The sequence below is a fragment of the Nonomuraea jiangxiensis genome (genome assembly GCF_900099965.1).
GTDB lineage: Bacteria > Actinomycetota > Actinomycetes > Streptosporangiales > Streptosporangiaceae > Nonomuraea > Nonomuraea jiangxiensis.
In genome coordinates this window covers 92,238-108,566 of the sequence record NZ_FNDJ01000004.1, presented here as the reverse complement: position 1 = coordinate 108,566, position 16,329 = coordinate 92,238, and the positions used below count along the sequence as shown (strand labels likewise).

Below are 16,329 nucleotides of genomic sequence, written 5' to 3'. Positions count from 1 at the left end.
ATGACACTGGCCCGACGGCTCCTGCGTACCAAGCCGACCGAGCGCATCGTCGCCGAGGGCGGGCACGGGGAGGGCGGTGAGCTGCGGCGCACGATGTCGCTGTGGCAGCTCACCCTGTTCAGCGTGGGTGCCACGCTCGGCACCGGCATCTTCGTCATCCTGGGGCAGGCGGTGCCCAAGGCGGGGCCGGCGGTGGTGCTGTCGTTCGTGCTGGCGGCGATCACGGCGCTGTTCTCGGCGCTGTCGTACGCCGAGCTGGCCGGGACGATCCCGGTGTCCGGGTCGTCCTACTCGTATGCGTACGCGACGCTGGGCGAGCTGGTGGCCTGGATCTGCGGCTGGTGCCTCATGCTGGAGTACGCCGTGTCCGTGGCGGCCGTGGCCGTGGGCTGGGGCGAATATCTCAACGCTTTCCTGCGGGCGCTGTTCGGCTTCACGCTGCCGGAGGCGATCACCCGCTCCCCCGGCCAGGACGGCGGCGTGGTCAACGTCGCCGCGATCGCCATCGTCTTACTGGCCACCTGGCTGCTGCTCCACGGGGCCTCGGAGAGCGCCACGGCCAACGCGGTCCTCGTGCTGGTCAAGGTCGCGGTGCTGGCGTTCTTCTGCGCGGTGGCGTTCACAGCCTTCCGGTCGGGGAACCTCGCGCCCTTCGCCCCCATGGGGGTGGCCGGGATCACGGCGGCGGCCTCGCAGGTGTTCTTCTCCTACATCGGCTTCGACGCCGCCTCCACCGCCGGCGAGGAAGCGAGGAACCCCAGGCGTGACCTGCCGCTGGCGATCGTCCTGTCGCTGGCCCTCGTGACCGCCGTCTACGTGCTGGTGGCCCTGGCGGCCGTCGGGGCGATGCCGTGGACGGGCTTCGACCCCGAGGGCACCCAGGCCGGCCTGTCCCGCATCGCGGACCTGGCCGTGGGCGCGACCTGGCCGGGGCTGATCGTGTCGTTCGGCGCGGTGATCGCCATCGCCAGCGTCGTGCTGACGGTCATCTACGGGCAGACCCGCATCCTGTTCGCGATGTCCCGTGACGGGCTCATCCCGCGTGTCTTCCAGCGGGTCAGCCCGCGCCGCCGGGTCCCGGTGGCCAACACCCTCATCGTGGCGGCGTTCATCTGCGTACTGGCCGGGCTGGTGCCGCTCGGGCAGCTCGCGGAGGCGACCAGTATCGGCACGCTGTTCGCCTTCGCCCTGGTCAACGTCGGCGTGCTGGTGCTGCGTTACCGCCGCCCCGAGCTGCCGCGAAGCTTCCGCACGCCGCTCTTCCCGGCCACGCCGGTGCTCGGCGCGATCCTCTGCGGCGTCGTGATGGCGGGGCTGGCGGGGGTCACCTGGCTGGCGTTCGGCCTGTGGATGCTCGTGGGCCTGATCTGCTACTTCCTGTACGGCTATGGCCATTCGCGGCTCAATGCCGAGGTGTCCTGAACGAGGCTTGACGACGTACAGGCCGGCCATGTGGCGCACACCAGTTCCCGCACTCCCCCCGTTGCCCCGCACGACGCCGACCTGTGGTCCGCAGCGGGCGGAGGTCGAGGCGCTGGAGGGTCGTGACGTCGCCCAGGCCCTTGGCGCGACCTCGTGGCCCCCCGGCAAGATGATCATAAGCGCTTCGAGCGACACCGGGCGACTCGGGCGGATCTTCCCGGCGACACCTCGGTCAAGATCATGATGGCCTCGACCTGCCCTTTCTTGGTCCTCACCAGGCAGATCCGAGGCGAACACGCCACTCGGCAAACTCTGACGAAGTAGTGTTAGCACCGGGACATGAGGGGCGTTTGTTGCGTTCCCTCCCGGACCGGATTCGGCATCTTTTTTCCAATCAGCTTGACCTCAGGCGTCCACCCCTTTACCGTCACTGTGCGTAACCACACCGCGCGGCGTTCTGGGGTAAACCCAGGGCCACGGCTACCGTTGGTGCCGAGCTTGGCACCAGACCCCCCGGTGGCTCGGGCATTCGCCGCAAGGGAGCACAATCTACTGAGAGCGATACATTACGAGAGCCGGGGGGCCACACGATGCCGTCTGAGTACGCAAAGTCGCTGGGTGCACGACTCCGCGCCATCCGCACCCAGCAGGGGCTGTCCCTGCATGGAGTCGAGGAGAAGTCACGCGGCAGGTGGAAAGCCGTAGTCGTGGGCTCTTATGAGCGTGGCGACCGTGCGGTGACCGTGCAGAAGCTTGCCGAGCTTGCCGACTTCTACGGGGTGCCCGTTTCAGAGCTGCTGCCGGGCGGAGCCGCGCCCAGTCCGCTCGGGCCGACGCCCAAGCTTGTGATCGACCTGGAGCGCCTTGCCACGCTGCCCAAGGAGAAGGCGGGGGCCCTGGCCCGCTACGCCGCCACGATCCAGAGCCAGCGCGGCGACTACAACGGCAAGGTCCTGTCGATCCGCCAGGAGGACCTGCGCTCGCTTGCCGTGATCTACGACAAGTCGCCGAGCGAGCTGACCGAGGAGCTCATCAGCTGGGGCGTCCTGGACGCCGAGGCGCGCCGCGCCGTCGAGTCCTTCTGACCCGCCCGAGGGGCGGCCGGCCTCAGGCCGCTCCTCGCACAGCCGCCCGCCGAGCCCGAGGCCCGGTCACCCCTGTGCCCTGTCCGGCTCCTGCTCCGCCTGGTCCGTCCAGACTCGCGCCCACGTCGCTCTGAGACCCCTCAGCCGCGCGAACCCCGCTTGTCCGACCACAGGACGGCCGGACCTCCCCCTGACGGGGACCTCGGCCCTCCTGGACCTCACCAGCGACGACCTCCGACCCGCGGACCCCGCCCCGAGCGCCCATCCGGCCATGCGCGCCCGCGCCCCGGTGCATCGTCCGGCCATGCGCGCCCGCGCCCCGGTGCATCGTCCGGCCATGCGCGACCGCGCCCCGGTGCTCGTCCGTCCATGCGTGGCCCGCCCCCAATGCTCGTCCGGCTATGCGCGCCCCGCGCGAGTGCACATCCGGCCATGCGTAGCCCCGCTCCATGAGCCGCCCTCCGCCCAGGGTCCGCTCCAGGCCAGGGCCGTGCGCCCGCGCAGGCCCGCTCCAAGCGAAGGCGGCATGTACCGCTCGGATGAGGGGCTGCGGCCGTGTGGAGTCTCGTTCAGAAGGTCGTCGGGCATGTGTGGCCCGCTCGGAGTCACAGGGCAGCGGCTCGCTCGGGTCCCAGGACACGCCACGGGCACCGGTAAGCCCGCCGGAGACCGCCCGCACTCCGACGATCAGCACCCGTGACCGTCGGCGCCTGACGCGAAGCCGGTGGCGCCTGAGCGCGCTCCCGGCACAGGCCACGGGCCAAGCGCAGGCCGCAAGTCAACCGCAGGCCGCAAGTCAACCGCAGGCCGCAGGTCAACCGCAGGGCAGGGGGCAGCCGGGCACGGGCACGCCGGTCCACGCCGCCTATCCGCCGCCCATCCGCTACTCATCGCGCCGCCCATCGCGCCGCCGAAGCGCAGCGAGGGCGTACCGGGGGCGCGGACGCGTGCGAGCGCGCACTGGAGCGCACTGGGCGCGCCGAAGCCCGTGGGCGCGTGGTCGGCGGGGGGCCGTCGCTTTGAGGGGTGGCTTCGGGGCCTCGGAGATCAGCCTGCCAGGGGGACGTTCATCGGGAGTTGGGGCTGGGCGGGGAGGCCGAGGATGTCTTCGATCGTGGAGACGAACGTCTCCGCCTCGGCCAGGATCTCGTCGGCGTCGGCGGCGCTGATCCGGCGGACCATGCCCGCCTCCGCGGCGGCGCGCTTGTCGGCGCTCACCGAGAAGTAGGCGGCCCACTCGGCCAGGTGCGGCTCGACCTCGGGCAGCAACTCCCACGCGCTGCGCAGGCGGCGCCTGCGGCCTTCCATGGGCCGAGGGCGGGCGGCCAGGATCGCCGCCGCCGCTCGAAGAGCCGCCAGGTGAGCCGCCACATATCGGGATGCCGCGGTGCGGGCGCTAGCCGCCTCCGCCAGGCAGGAACGTGAATCGGTCAGATGTGCCCGAACCGCAGGCGACAGCCGGGGCCCGGGCGTCTCTCTAGGCCTTGGTGCCATCTTGCGCGCCTCCTTGGAGTCATGGGCGGCTGCCGACGTCTCCGCCGGTGGAGCCAACACTTGCAGACTCCACTGACATTTCCGCCAGGCCGGCCGGACGAGGAGCTTCCCCTCTCCCCGTCCGGCCAGGACGCGCCCACTCGTCTCCGCCGACGACGAGGACACACCCTTCGCCCGTGGACCTGACCGCGGGTATCGCTTGGGGAAGCGAACGGCCCGCGGCCAGGTCCCAGTGACGCTGAGCCGCGAGCCTCACCGTCACTAGATCGAACATAATTTCGATCAAGCCTTGTGTCAACCTGTTCCACGAACATGGGTTCGACGACCATGAATCCGGCCACACCGCCTCCCATCGCGCATGGAGGCGCCAAGCAGACCCGGCAGGCACGGCGCGACCGTGACGCATTTGTAATGAGGAAGGCCGGCTTGCCGGCCTCCCCGCGAACTCCAACTGAGCGTGACTCCAAGCGCCAAGATCATGCTGCTGTTCGCCGTGGCGATGATGGTGGTGAGCTGTTCCTCGACCGCCCCTGCTGGATCGCCGCCGAAACCGGTACGCGTCTCACAAGCCACCGTCGCCCGGCCGCCCACGGCGGTCGCCGAGACTCCGCCAGGCCTACGCGCGCTCCCGCCCTCGGGAGTCGGCCCGGCCACCTACGCCTACACCTGCGGCAGCGAGGCCGCGGGCGAGACGGCCGGCGCGTGCGGACACTGGCGCCTCCTGACCCGCGACGGCGGCGTCTGGTACCTACCCGAGGCGCTGGGCGACTACGAGACCGACGATGAGAGCGGCACGGCCCCGCTGGCGATCAGTCCGGACGGCCTGCGCATCGCCTACTACCGGGCGAGCGACGGGCGGCTGGTCGTACGCGAACTGGCCACCGGCGCGACGACCCCCATGCAGCACGCGTTCACGTGGGACATCGCGGGAAGCACCGACACCGCCGCCATGGAGTTCCTGGGGAAGGGGACGTGGCTGATGATCTACAACCTGCCCCCCGACGAGGAGGGCGCCGTGCTCGCCGCGGTCGCGACAGGGGAGACCCGCGAGGTGCCCGGGAACGTGATCGACGTGGACGCGACCGGCTCCCGGCTCACCACGGAGACCGCGGCGGACACCGGGGTGCGCCTGCAGACCACGGGCGGCCCCGTCCACCACATCACCGTCACGGGGTTGCACGACCAGAGGGCTCTGGGCGGGTTCATCGCCCAGGACGGTCTCGCCTTCGACCTTGTCCCCAGGAACATCCCTGCGTGCGGCAACGACATCAGCCCGGACAAGCTGGTCACCGTGGACCTCACCACCGGGAAGACCATCTCGGTCGTCACCCCCCGGCTGCCGGCGGATGTTCTCCGAGGATGGGGGATCGGCTGGTTGAGCCCCAGAGAGGTACTCGTGAGCGTCGTCCGCAAGCGTTCGCAGGACACGACCGTCGAGAACACCTTCGCACTGGACATCATGACCGGCGGCGCCCGGCAGACCGGCAGGATCGACAAGGCAGGGCTTCGAGTTCGCGACCCGGGGCTGGTCCCCTACGGGAGCGCGGTGTACGGCGGCTACCTCGCGGCGCCACCGTACAAGGCGACGCCGGAGAAGGTCGTCCCGATCAAGCACAGGGGCTGCGAGTGAGCGTCGCGAGCCCACCCGCCGATGCCGGGCGCAAGGCGGCGTGGACGTCAGGCGTGACGGCGGCGCGGGGAGGGGGCCGTGTCAAGGGGGGCGGGGCCGTCGCCGGATGGGCATCGGGGGCGGCGGCCCCGGTAGTTCGGGGGGTGGCAAGGCGAAAGGCGGCGGACGTTACGAGATCGAGATGGCTCCCGATGGGCACAGGGTCACGGCACGGCGGACAGCGTCCTCCAGGTCCGCCGGCGGCACCTGCTGCAACAGCAGGACCGTGCCCTCATCCTCGCTCTGGTCGAACACCGCCGGCACCGTCAGCGCGCACATGCCCGCTCCGATGCACACCGTCGTATCAGCCTTGATTTCCATTGTGACCTACCAAGTGACAGGGAGGCGGTGCACTCCATAGATGGACATGTCCGAGCGCATCGGCACCTCCTCGGGTGTTACGGCCAAGCGTAGGCCAGGAAAGCGGCGCAGCAGTGCGGGGTACGCGATGCGCATCTCCTCTCGGGCGAGCTGCTGCCCCAGGCACTGGTGGATGCCGTGGCCGAAGGACAGGTGCCCACTGGCGGGGCGGGCGAGGTCGAGGTCGTCACCGCCGTGGAAGCGGGACGGGTCGCGGTTGACCGTGGGCAGGTGAACGGCGACCGTCTCGCCCTCCTTGACGAGGTTGCCGTCGATCTCGACGTCCGCCGTGGCGGTCCTGAACGGGCCGAGATGGATGATCGTGAGGTAGCGCAGCAGCTCCTCGACGCCGTTGTCCACCACCGCCGGGTCGTCCCGCATGGCGGCGAGCTGGTCGGGGTTGGTGAGCAGCGCGTACGTCCCCAGGCCCAGCATGTTCGCGGTCGTCTCGTGCCCGGCCACCAGCAGCAGGAACGCGATCCCGGTCAGCTCGTCGTCCTGGAGCTCCCCGCCCTCGATGAGCCCGCTGAGCAGGTCGTCGGCCGGCGTGTCCCGCTTGCGCCCGATCAGCCCGTGCAGGTAGGCCATGACCCGGCCCAGCGCGGCGACCGCGTCGTCCGCCTTGGTCTCCAGGTTGAGGAGGAGCCTGGATTCCTCCTGGAACTGCGCACGATCCTCGTACGGCACCCCGAGCAGCTCGCAGATGACCAGTGACGGGATCGGCAGCGCGAACGCCTGTACGAGGTCCACGGGACCGCCGGCGGCGGCCATCTGGTCCAGGCACGCCTCGGTGATCTCCGCGATCCTGGGTTCGAGCAGCTTCATCCTGCGCACCGTGAACTGACCGGTGAGCAGCTTGCGGTAGCGCGTGTGCTCCGGCGCGTCCATGCGCAGGAAGAAGCCCGGCGGCACCTTGAACTGCCCGCGCTCCGCCAGCCTCCCGATCGCGATGGGCGGGTGCATCAGCTCCGGGCGGTTGCTGAAGTCGGGGTGTGCCAGCACGGCGCGGGCGGCCGCGTAGCCGGTCACGAGCCAGCCGAGGTGGCCGTCGGCGTAGGTCATCCGGTGCATGGAGGCCCGTTCGCGCAGCCGGGTGGCCGCGGCGGGCGGGTCGAGCGGGCGCTCGCGGACGGTGGGATAGGTCAGTTCGGACATGAACGGCTCCTCTCCTGTTGTCTCCTCCAGAAAACCTCAACCGATGCAAAATTACAATAGGTGAAAAAACCTCTTCAAATGTCGTATAGTTCCGTCATGGTGGGACTGCGGGAGCGCAAGAAGCAGCGCACGCGCCGGGCGCTGATCGAGGCGGCGCTCCGGCTGTTCGAGGAGAAGGGGTTCGAGGAGACGACGCTCGCGGAGATCGCCGCGGCGGCCGACGTCTCGACGCGCACGTTCTTCAGCTACTTCGCGGCCAAGGAGGACGTGCTCTTCTACGACACGGGCGCCCGGGCCGAGCTGGCCATGTCCTTGCTGGCCGGCAGGGCTCCCGACGAGTCCCCGGCCGACGTGCTGATGAAAGTGGTCGACGAGAGCATGCGGATGACGGCCACGTACGAGGAGCTGACGTTCGAGAACACCGAGCTGCGGATACGGCTCATCCTGACGGTGCCGGCGCTGCAGGCCAAGGCTCTGCTGCTGCTGTTCGACACCCAGCTCGCGCTGGCGCGGGCGCTGCACGACGCCTACCGGGACCGGCTGAGCCTGACCGAGGCCGCCGCGGCGGTGGGAGCGTTGGTCGGCGCGATAAAACTCGCGGTCTTCGCCAACCTGGACAACAGCCGGTCGTTGCAGGAGATCTGGGACACTGGTCGCCGCGCGGCCCAGATCACGCTGGCCGGGCTGCGCTCTCTCGGCTAGGACCGCACACGGACATTCCCAGGAGGTGAGCGGATGGCGCGGAACGTTCGGGGGCGGCCGATCGGCCTGGTCCTGCTGGCGCTGGGGCCGCTGCTGGTGGCGGCGTACGCGGTCGTCAACCACGCCGCCATCCGCACGGCGGTTCGGGCCCAGATCACCGCTCCTGGCTGGGAGGGCCGGGTGGACGCCGACGGGATGACGGCGGTGGGCGTGGACACCTGGCGGCTGATCTGGTGGCTGACCCTGGCCGTGGAGCTGCTCGCGGTGGCGTTCGGGGTGATCGGCGTGCTGCTGCGGCGGTCCGGCCGGGGGCGCACGTTCCTTCTCGTGCTCTCCGGGGTGCTGATCGTGCCGTACGCCGCCGCGTCGCTGGTCGCGTTCGTCAACCCGGTACGGCTGCTGGCGGAGCTCTACAACGCGGACGGCTTCGTCGACGGCCTGCCCTCCTGGCTATCCGGAACGGCCCTCATCCTGGTCGCGGCCGGGCTGGCGCAGGCCGTGGGCCTGGCGTCGGCGGCGGGGGCGAGCAGGCGCCCGCCGGTGGCGGCCGACCAGGAACGCGCCTAGCCGCCCCGGCCACGTCCGAGGTCAGGCGCGCCGGAACTTGCCGCGTACGTGGACCGGCACGCCCTTGCCGAGCATCCCCGGCAGGACCTGGGCCACGTTCATCGGCATGCGCACGCACCCGTGCGAGGCGGGGTACAGCGGCACCGACAACGCCCCGTGGAAGGCGATCCCGCCGTTGAAGAAGATCGGGTTGTAGAGCTCACCGAGGTAGGACTTGTGCCAGCCGCTCGCGCGCCACGTCGTCCGGTAGTTGCCCGTCGGGGTGCCGGCCGAGCCGCAGAACCGCTGCTGCTTGCCCTGCCAGGTGGTGGTCTCGCAGTACGGGATGCCGCTGCCGGACGAGACGTGGGTGATCAGCTTGGCCTCGCCCCGGACGTACAGGACCATGATCTGCTTGGTGAGGTCGACCTCGGCGCGGGTCGGCCTGCCGTTCCTGACCAGGACCCTGGGGGCCTTGGGGGTCTCCAGGGCCTCCCAGGTGCGCCTGGCGATGGTGGAGGTCGGCTTGAGACCGTTGACCTTCTGGAACGCCCACACGGCGGCCAGCGTCGTCCCGCCGTACCTGCCGTCGGCCCTGCCGGGGAGATAGCCGAGCTCGGTCAGGCGCCGCTGCATCCAGGTGACGGCCTTGCCCTTGGCGCCGAGCTTGAGCGTCCTGCGCGGCGCGACGACGGGGTCCTCGGCGGAAGAGGTGGAGGGGGCGGCGATCGGGCCGGACCGGGATGCCCCGGACAGGTCCGACGGCGTGCCGGCCGGGACCGCGGAGCCGGCTAAGGGAGAGGACGGCGCACGATCCACCGTCCGCGTGCCGCAGCCCGTGAGTACGACGGCGCCAGCCGTCAGAAGAGCAGCCATCCCGGGCAGCCGTCGAGCCCCCACCAGTACCACCTCTCATATCATTGACGAACAGATCAGTGGACCCTACACCACTGCCCATGAATGGGTAATGAAGCGGTCAATCTGTTTAGAGTGTCTTCATGTCTGAGAACCTGCCGGCGAATGCCGTTGTCGTGGAATCCGCGTTGCGCGAGTTGGGCGCGAGCGGGGAGGTCGTCGTGCTGCCGGAGAAGGCGCCCACGGCCGCGACCGCGGCGGCCCAGCTGGGCTGCGAGGTCGGCGCCATCGCCAACAGCCTGATCTTCGACGCGGACGGCGCGCCGCTGCTGGTGCTGACCAGCGGGGCGCACCGCGTGGACGTGGAGCTGATCGCGCGGACGGCGGGCGTCGAGCGGGTACGCCGCGCGACCCCCGAGTTCGTCAGGGCCGCCACCGGCCAGCCCATCGGCGGCGTCGCCCCGGTCGGGCATCCGGCGCCGGTCCGGACCCTGGTGGACAACTGGTTGAGCAAGCACGAGGTGGTGTGGGCGGCCGGTGGGCATCCGCTGACGGTGTTCCCGACGACGTTCGACGAGTTGGTGCGCATCACCGGAGGCACTCCGGTGGACGTCGAGTAGTGTGCGACGAGTGATCGAGTTTCGCGGGGCGGGTCCGGCCGAGTTCACCGAGCAGTTGGAGACGGTGATCGGCATTTACACGGCGGCCATGAACCCACCCGCGGAGCAGATCGCCGGCCGCAAGACCATCATGCGAAATCACGGGACATATCCCCATTTTCAGTGTTATTTCGCCGAATTGCGTGATTCATGCCCCGGTTTGCCTGGCCTCGAAACCCCCGGCCTCACCCCCAAAGTCGTCGGTTTCGCCTACGGCTTCCGCGGCGCACCCGGGCAGTGGTGGCACGACGTGGTCCTGAGGGCCCTGACGGAGAAATCGGGCCGGGAGGCCGCCAACGCCTGGCTGGGTCACGCGTTCGAGCTGGCCGAGATCCACGTACACCCCGACTACCAGGGCAAGGGCATCGGCCGGGCGATGATCCGCACGCTGTGCGCGGGCCGCGTGGAGCGCTCGGCCGTCCTGTCCACCCACGACCAACCCACGGCCGCCCGCCACCTCTACGGCGCCATGGGGTTCCAGGACCTGCTCACCGAGTTCGTCTTCCCGGGCGGCTACGAGCGGTACGCGATCGTGGGCCGTCCCCTCCCCCTGCCCTGACCACTCATGAGGCGTACGTGACTCCTGGGTTTGCCGTGGCATGGCCACGGGCACTGTCCATGACAGAAAGTAACTGACTCTTTACCTGTCGGCTACTGTCCCCTGCCCGTCACCCGCCCGGTCCCCCTGCGGGCGGGTGGCGGGACTTCGTACGCGCCGCCCGCCCGGCAGGGCTCCCCGCCCGTAGCAAATGTCAGGATGATGAGTCACGCCTTCCTGCCCGCTCGCACCGGGCAGGAAGGCGTGTCAGGACATTGTTCATCAATGTGTGGGAGTTCGTAGTGGTTCAGCATGTTCTCGTCGCCCCTGACAAGTTCAAGGGGTCGCTGACCGCGGCCGAGGTCGCCTCCCGGGTGTCAGCGGGGCTCGGGGTGCCGACGGTCGAGTTGCCGGTGGCCGACGGTGGTGACGGCACGGTCGACGCCGCCGTGGCGGGCGGCTTCACCCGGGTCACGATCGAGGTCACCGGGCCCACGGGCGAACGGATCCCGGCCTCGTACGCCTGGCTGCCCGCCTCCGCGGACGCGGTGGTGGAGCTGGCGGAGGCGTCCGGCCTGCGGCGGCTGCCGGGCGGGCGTGAGCCCCTGACCGCCACCAGCTACGGCACCGGCGAGCTGATCGCCGACGCGGTGCGCCGCGGCGCCCGCCGTGTGGTGCTGGGCCTGGGCGGCAGCGCCTGCACGGACGGGGGCGCGGGCATGGCCCAGGCCCTCGGCGCGCGCCTGCTGGACGCCGCCGGCGCCGACCTGCCCCGGGGCGGGGCCGCGTTGCGTTCCCTCGACCGCATCGACCTGTCGGGCTTCCTCGATGTCGCCGGGGTGGAGTTCGTGGTGGCGAGCGACGTGGACAATCCCCTGCTCGGCCCGCACGGGGCCGCCGCCGTCTATGGGCCGCAGAAGGGCGCCACCCCCGAGGACGTGAAGACACTGGAAGCGGGCCTGTCCAGGCTGGCCGCCGTAGCCACGGCGACGCATGGGCTGCAGGGGGCCGTCGAGCATGACGACGTCCCCCGGGCGATGGGGGTGGCGGGCGCGCCGGGGGCCGGGGCCGCGGGCGGGGTGGGGTTCGCCGCGCTGGCCTTCCTGCACGCCGAGCTCCGGCCCGGCATCGGCTACCTGCTCGACCTGCTCGGGTTCGGGGAGCAGGTCCAGGGCGCGCGGCTGGTGATCACCGGCGAGGGCTCCCTGGACGAGCAGTCGCTGCGCGGCAAGGCGCCCGTCGGCGTCGCCCAGGCCGCGGCCAAGGCGGGCGTGCCCGTGGTGGCGGTCTGCGGCCGGCGTACGCTCACCGACGCCGAGCTCAAGGCCGCGGGCATCGAGGCCGCCTACGCCCTCACCGATCTGGAGCCCGACCCCGCCCGCTGCATGGCGGAGGCCGGTCCCCTGCTCGAACGCCTCGCCGCCCGGGTCGCCGTCGTCCACCTCCATGGGGAATAGATGATCGATCTGGTGATCCGGTCCCGCAGGACCGTCACGCCGGAGGGCGAGCGGCCGGCGGCCGTGGCCGTGCGGGGCGAGCGGATCGCCGCCCTGTACGACTACGCCGCGCCCCTCGACGCCGCCGCCGACGTCGACCTGCGCGACCTGGCCCTGCTCCCCGGCCTGGTGGACACGCACGTGCACGTCAACGAGCCGGGGCGGACCCACTGGGAGGGCTTCGCCGCGGCCACGCGGGCAGCGGCGGCCGGCGGCGTCACGACACTCCTGGACATGCCGCTCAACTCGCTGCCGCCCACCGTGAACGTGGCGGCGTTCGAGGCCAAGCTGCGGGCGGCGCGCGGGCAGTGCCACGTGGACGTCGGATTCTGGGGCGGCGCCGTGCCCGGCAACGTCAAGGACCTGGGCCCCCTGCGCGAACGCGGGGTCTACGGGTTCAAGTGCTTCATGTCGCCGTCGGGGGTGCCGGAGTTCCCGCCGCTCGGACCGGCCGGGATGCGGCGGGCCATGGAGGAGGTCGCCGCGATCGGCGGGGTGATGGTGGTGCACGCCGAGGACCCGGCGCTGCTCTCGGAGCCGGGCGGCCCGACCTACCGGGAGTTTCTGGACTCCCGGCCCGGGGCGTCCGAGCGCAGCGCCGTCGCGCAGGTCGCGCGGCTGGCCGCGGAGACCGGTGCGAGGGCGCACGTCCTGCACGTCTCCAGCGCCGAGTGCCTGGACGTGCTGGCGGCGGCCCAGGCCGACGGCGTGGCCGTCACGGCGGAGACCTGCCCGCACTACCTGACGCTCTCGGCCGAGCAGGTGCCCGAGGGGGTCACCGCGTACAAGTGCTGCCCGCCGATCCGCTCCGGCGCCAACCGCGACCGGCTGTGGGAGGGCCTGGCCCGGGGGGTGCTGAGCTGCGTCGTGTCCGACCACTCGCCGTCGCCGGCCGAGCTGAAAGTGCCCGACTTCGCCGCGGCCTGGGGCGGCATCGCCTCGCTCCAGCTCGGCCTGGCCGCGATCTGGACGGAGGCTTCGCGCAGGGGGTACGGGCTGGCGGACGTGGCCCGCTGGATGTCGGCCAATCCCGCCTCGATGGCGGGCATCCCACGGAAGGGGGGTATCGAGGCCGGCAACGACGCCGATCTGGTCGCCTTCGATCCCGCCGACGACAACCTGGTCGACGCCGCCCTCCTGCATCACACGCACCCGGTCACCCCGTACCACGGCCACAGGCTGCGGGGGGCCGTACTGACCACCTGGTTGCGCGGCCGGCCCGTGGACGGCGAGCCGCACGGACGACTCCTGTTGGGAGAGCAGTAGATGCCACCGTTCACCACCCTGCCCGATCTCGCCCTGCGCACCCTCGGCGGCTCCGTCGTGGCGGCCAGCGACGAGTCGTTCGCCGAGAAGGAGAGCCTGATCAAGCCGGGACGGCCCGGCTTCCTGGCGGAGACGTTCGGCCACAAGGGGCAGGTGTACGACGGGTGGGAGACCCGGCGCCGCCGCGAGCCCGGCCACGACTGGGCCCTCGTCCGGCTCGGGCTCCCCGGGGTCATCCGCGGGGTGGTGATCGACACGGCCTGGTTCAAGGGCAACTACCCGCCGTACGCCTCCGTCGAGGCCGCGGCCGTCGGCGGCCATCCGTCACCGGCCGAGCTGCTGGCCGCCCCGTGGACCGAGATCGTCCCGCGGGCCGGGCTCAAGGGCGACGCCGAGCACCACTTCGAGGTGGCCGACGAGACCCGTTACACCCACGTACGGCTGAACATCCATCCCGACGGCGGTGTCGCCCGCCTGCGGGTGCACGGTGAGGTCCGTCCCGATCTGTCGGTCTACGAGGGCCTCGGCCTCGACCTGGCCGCGCTGGCGAACGGCGGCCTGGTCACCGCGTGCTCCGACGACTTCTACTCCGCGCCCAACAACGTCATCTCCCCCGGCCTGGCCCGCCACCAGGCGGAGGGCTGGGAGACCGCGCGCCGCAGGGACGGGGGCAACGACTGGCTCCTCGTCCGGCTGGCGGGCCGGGGCGTGCTCGCGCTGGCCGAGATCGACACCACGAACCTGCTGTTCAACGCTCCCGCCGCGGTCTCGCTCACCGGGATCGACGGCGACCGGGAGATCGAGCTGCTGCCCAGGACCAGGCTCCAGCCCGACACCCCGCACCGCTTCCCGTTGCGCCACCGCGACCCGGTCACCCACGTGCGCGTGGACATCTACCCCGACGGCGGCCTGGCCAGGGTCCGCCTGCACGGACACCTGGCCTGAGAGCCGCCGCGCGCCGCTCAGTGCCAGAGGTGGCGCGCGGCGGTCAGTGCCAGAGGCGGCGCGCGGCGGTCAGTGCCGGAGGCGGCGCGCGGCGGTCAGTGCCGGAGGCGGCGCGCGGCGGTCAGTGCCAGAGGTAGACGGTGCTGCCGGGCGGGCGCTCGCTGTTGGGCAGCGGCCGCTGATATTGCACCACGCCGCCGTTGGCCAGCCGCTGTAAGCGCACCTGGAAGCCGAGCGCCTGCAGCTCGGCCTGGGCGTCCTTGACGTCCTTGCCGATCACCGCGGGCACCATGCTGAACTGCTGGTCGTCGCGGGCCTCGTGGTCACCGCGGCGGAACCAGTCCCAGAAGTCCGTCTGGCACCGCGCCACCGTGATCATCGCCGGCGCGCCCTTGTCCACCTCGGCCTTGGCCTTGGGTGCCTGCGCGATCACCGTGCACGGCTCGGCGTCGTCGTCGACCTCGTTGACCTGCACCTGGAAGCCCTGCCCGCCGAGGTATCCGGCGGCCTCGTCCTTCGTCATGCCGGTGACGTCGGGCATGACCAGGCCGGCGCTGACGTAGATGTTGACCTTCGCGCCCTCCTTGACCCGCTCACCCACCTGCGGCGAGGTGCGGATCACCTTGTCGCGCTCGACCTGCTGGTTGGCCAGCCGCTTGACCGAGCCCACCGTCAGCCCGGCCTTGGCTATGGTGTCGCGGGCGTCGTTACCGGTCATGCCCGCGGTGTTGGGCACGGTCACGCGCTTGGGCCCGAGCGAGGGCACCAGCGTGATCGTGGAGCCGCTCTCCACCTCCGACTGGGGCACCGGGTCGGTGCTCAGGATCAGGCCCTCGGCGACCTTCTCGTCGTGCTGGCCCTGGGCCGTACGGACCTTCAGGCCGAGCCCGGCCGCGTTCTTCTCCGCCACCACGAGGGACTTGCCGACCAGGTCGGGGACCCGGACGTATTCGGTCTGGGAGAAGTACCAGCCGGTCAGGCCGACCGCCACCACCATCACGGCGGCCAGCGTCACCAGGAACCAGCTGGGCCGGAACCCGCGCCGCGCCGGCGCCGCCTCCACCCGCGGCTGGATCAGCGTGTGCGCCGGCGCCGCCTGCGGCATAGACGCGGGCGCCGAGTGGGCCCCCGTGTGAGGCACCGACGGCGCGGCGTGGGCCGGTCCGGTGTAGGGGCGGACGGGCGAGCCCTGCGGGTCGGTCGTGCGCGGCAGCATCCGGTGCGCGTCCACCGCGGCCACCAGCATCGCGGTGGCGTCGGCGGGGCGGTCCTGCGGCTCGCGGGCGGTCGCGTGTGCCACCAGCGTGTCGATCAGCGGCGGCACGTCGTGGATCAGCGACGACGGCGCGGGGACGGTGTCGTGGACGTGCCGGTAGGCCACCGACATCGGGGTCGCGCCGTCGTAGGGCTGCTGGCCGGTGACCAGCTCGAACAGCATGATGCCGGCGGCGTAGACGTCGCTGCGCACGTCGGCGGCGCCCATGGTGACCTGCTCGGGCGCCATGTAGCCGATGGTGCCGATCATCATGCCGGTGCGGGTCTGGTTGGTCGCCTCGATGGCCCTGGCCAGGCCGAAGTCGACGACCTTGACCCGGCCGTCGTCGGTGATGAGGACGTTTTCCGGCTTGACGTCGCGGTGGACCATCCCGGCCTGGTGGGCCGCGCCGAGGGCGGCGAGCACCGGGATCAGGATCTCCAGCGCCTCGCGGGCGGGCAGCCGGCCGCGCTCGCGCAGGACGTCGCGCAGCGTCCTGCCGGGCACGTATTCCATCGACAGGTAGACGATGTCGTGGTCGGTGCCCTGGTCGAAGACGTGCACCACGTTGGGATGAGAGAGGCTGGCCACCGACTTGGCCTCGCCGATGAACCTCCGGACGAACGCCGGGTCGTCGGCGAGCGAGCGGTGCATGACCTTCAGCGCCACCGTCCGGTCGAGCCGGATGTCGAGCGCCAGGTAGACGGTCGCCATACCGCCCCGGGCGATCCGGCTCTCGATGCGATAGCGCCGATCGAGAAGCCGCCCGACCAGGGGGTCCGCAGTCGTCGTATCCACCCGGCTGAGTTTACGGGCGTTTTGGCACTGGCAGGGCCCGGCCGCCCGAAACCGATGCGGAGACGTTCTCGTTGCTTCGCCGCC

Annotated in this window: 15 protein-coding genes; 10 read left to right on the top strand and 5 right to left on the bottom strand. The window is 71.3% G+C overall.

Annotated features, from left to right (window positions below; translation table 11 throughout):
* Both BLS95_RS09925 and bldD read left to right on the top strand, forming a co-directional pair.
* Positions 1–1,422, top strand: coding sequence for an amino acid permease (locus tag BLS95_RS09925; RefSeq protein ID WP_090930622.1), 1,422 nt, complete (start codon positions 1–3; stop codon positions 1,420–1,422).
* Between the two features lie 590 nt (positions 1,423–2,012).
* A complete protein-coding gene (gene bldD, locus BLS95_RS09920) occupies positions 2,013–2,507 on the top strand; it encodes a transcriptional regulator BldD (protein WP_026214021.1) in 495 nt (164 codons plus the stop codon).
* 1,047 nt (positions 2,508–3,554) lie between these two features.
* Here bldD and BLS95_RS09910 read toward each other — a convergent pair.
* On the bottom strand, positions 3,555–4,001 hold the full coding sequence (locus BLS95_RS09910; protein ID WP_090930620.1) for an SAV_6107 family HEPN domain-containing protein: 447 nt from the start codon (positions 3,999–4,001) through the stop codon (positions 3,555–3,557).
* A 457-nt stretch (positions 4,002–4,458) separates the two neighbouring features.
* Here BLS95_RS09910 and BLS95_RS09905 point away from each other — a divergent pair, with 457 nt between their 5' ends.
* Complete coding sequence (locus BLS95_RS09905; protein WP_143043649.1) at positions 4,459–5,631, top strand: hypothetical protein; 1,173 nt, start codon at positions 4,459–4,461, stop codon at positions 5,629–5,631.
* A gap of 168 nt (positions 5,632–5,799) precedes the next feature.
* Here the strand turns inward: BLS95_RS09905 and BLS95_RS09900 are convergent, their stop codons facing one another.
* Both BLS95_RS09900 and BLS95_RS09895 read right to left on the bottom strand, forming a co-directional pair.
* Positions 5,800–5,991 carry a ferredoxin gene (locus BLS95_RS09900; RefSeq protein WP_090930618.1) on the bottom strand — a complete coding sequence of 64 codons (192 nt, stop codon included), beginning with the start codon at positions 5,989–5,991 and terminating at the stop codon, positions 5,800–5,802.
* 6 nt (positions 5,992–5,997) lie between these two features.
* Positions 5,998–7,185 carry a cytochrome P450 gene (locus tag BLS95_RS09895; RefSeq protein WP_090930617.1) on the bottom strand — a complete coding sequence of 396 codons (1,188 nt, stop codon included), beginning with the start codon at positions 7,183–7,185 and terminating at the stop codon, positions 5,998–6,000.
* 96 nt (positions 7,186–7,281) lie between these two features.
* On the opposite strand from BLS95_RS09895, the gene BLS95_RS09890 reads away from it, so the two are divergent.
* Together BLS95_RS09890 and BLS95_RS09885 are read left to right on the top strand one after the other, a co-directional pair.
* The gene (locus tag BLS95_RS09890) at positions 7,282–7,887 is read left to right on the top strand and encodes a TetR/AcrR family transcriptional regulator (RefSeq protein ID WP_090930616.1); all 606 of its coding nucleotides are present in this window, start codon (positions 7,282–7,284) and stop codon (positions 7,885–7,887) included.
* Positions 7,888–7,920: 33 nt separating this feature from the next.
* Entirely contained in the window at positions 7,921–8,454 is a 534-nt protein-coding gene (locus tag BLS95_RS09885) for a hypothetical protein (protein WP_090930615.1), read from the top strand.
* Positions 8,455–8,475: 21 nt separating this feature from the next.
* Here the strand turns inward: BLS95_RS09885 and BLS95_RS09880 are convergent, their stop codons facing one another.
* Positions 8,476–9,309 carry a L,D-transpeptidase family protein gene (locus BLS95_RS09880; protein ID WP_090930614.1) on the bottom strand — a complete coding sequence of 278 codons (834 nt, stop codon included), beginning with the start codon at positions 9,307–9,309 and terminating at the stop codon, positions 8,476–8,478.
* A 122-nt stretch (positions 9,310–9,431) separates the two neighbouring features.
* On the opposite strand from BLS95_RS09880, the gene BLS95_RS09875 reads away from it, so the two are divergent.
* From BLS95_RS09875 to alc, 5 genes are all read left to right on the top strand, one after another.
* Complete coding sequence (locus tag BLS95_RS09875; RefSeq protein WP_090930613.1) at positions 9,432–9,908, top strand: YbaK/EbsC family protein; 477 nt, start codon at positions 9,432–9,434, stop codon at positions 9,906–9,908.
* Between the two features lie 10 nt (positions 9,909–9,918).
* Positions 9,919–10,506 carry a GNAT family N-acetyltransferase gene (locus BLS95_RS09870; RefSeq protein ID WP_090930612.1) on the top strand — a complete coding sequence of 196 codons (588 nt, stop codon included), beginning with the start codon at positions 9,919–9,921 and terminating at the stop codon, positions 10,504–10,506.
* A gap of 281 nt (positions 10,507–10,787) precedes the next feature.
* Positions 10,788–11,942, top strand: coding sequence for a glycerate kinase (locus BLS95_RS09865; RefSeq protein WP_090931001.1), 1,155 nt, complete (start codon positions 10,788–10,790; stop codon positions 11,940–11,942).
* Positions 11,943–13,247, top strand: coding sequence for an allantoinase AllB (allB, locus tag BLS95_RS09860; protein ID WP_090930611.1), 1,305 nt, complete (start codon positions 11,943–11,945; stop codon positions 13,245–13,247).
* Positions 13,248–14,192 (top strand): allantoicase, encoded by a 945-nt coding sequence (gene alc / locus BLS95_RS09855; RefSeq protein WP_090930610.1) that lies wholly within the window; start codon positions 13,248–13,250, stop codon positions 14,190–14,192. It abuts the gene before it with no gap.
* 121 nt (positions 14,193–14,313) lie between these two features.
* On the opposite strand, the gene pknB is transcribed toward alc, so the two are convergent.
* Entirely contained in the window at positions 14,314–16,245 is a 1,932-nt protein-coding gene (gene pknB / locus BLS95_RS09850) for a Stk1 family PASTA domain-containing Ser/Thr kinase (protein ID WP_090930609.1), read from the bottom strand.
* Positions 16,246–16,329: the final 84 nt, after the last annotated feature.

What these genes read in the sequence shown, in the direction of transcription:
- BLS95_RS09900 (WP_090930618.1), bottom strand. Translation starts at nt 5,991, where the DNA reads ATGGAAATCAAGGCTGATACGACGGTGTGCATCGGAGCGGGCATGTGC.
- BLS95_RS09890 (WP_090930616.1), top strand. Translation starts at nt 7,282, where the DNA reads ATGGTGGGACTGCGGGAGCGCAAGAAGCAGCGCACGCGCCGGGCGCTG.
- bldD (WP_026214021.1), top strand. Translation starts at nt 2,013, where the DNA reads ATGCCGTCTGAGTACGCAAAGTCGCTGGGTGCACGACTCCGCGCCATC.
- BLS95_RS09895 (WP_090930617.1), bottom strand. Translation starts at nt 7,185, where the DNA reads ATGTCCGAACTGACCTATCCCACCGTCCGCGAGCGCCCGCTCGACCCG.
- BLS95_RS09880 (WP_090930614.1), bottom strand. Translation starts at nt 9,309, where the DNA reads ATGGCTGCTCTTCTGACGGCTGGCGCCGTCGTACTCACGGGCTGCGGC.
- alc (WP_090930610.1), top strand. Translation starts at nt 13,248, where the DNA reads ATGCCACCGTTCACCACCCTGCCCGATCTCGCCCTGCGCACCCTCGGC.
- BLS95_RS09885 (WP_090930615.1), top strand. Translation starts at nt 7,921, where the DNA reads ATGGCGCGGAACGTTCGGGGGCGGCCGATCGGCCTGGTCCTGCTGGCG.
- allB (WP_090930611.1), top strand. Translation starts at nt 11,943, where the DNA reads ATGATCGATCTGGTGATCCGGTCCCGCAGGACCGTCACGCCGGAGGGC.
- BLS95_RS09910 (WP_090930620.1), bottom strand. Translation starts at nt 4,001, where the DNA reads ATGGCACCAAGGCCTAGAGAGACGCCCGGGCCCCGGCTGTCGCCTGCG.
- BLS95_RS09925 (WP_090930622.1), top strand. Translation starts at nt 1, where the DNA reads ATGACACTGGCCCGACGGCTCCTGCGTACCAAGCCGACCGAGCGCATC.
- BLS95_RS09875 (WP_090930613.1), top strand. Translation starts at nt 9,432, where the DNA reads ATGTCTGAGAACCTGCCGGCGAATGCCGTTGTCGTGGAATCCGCGTTG.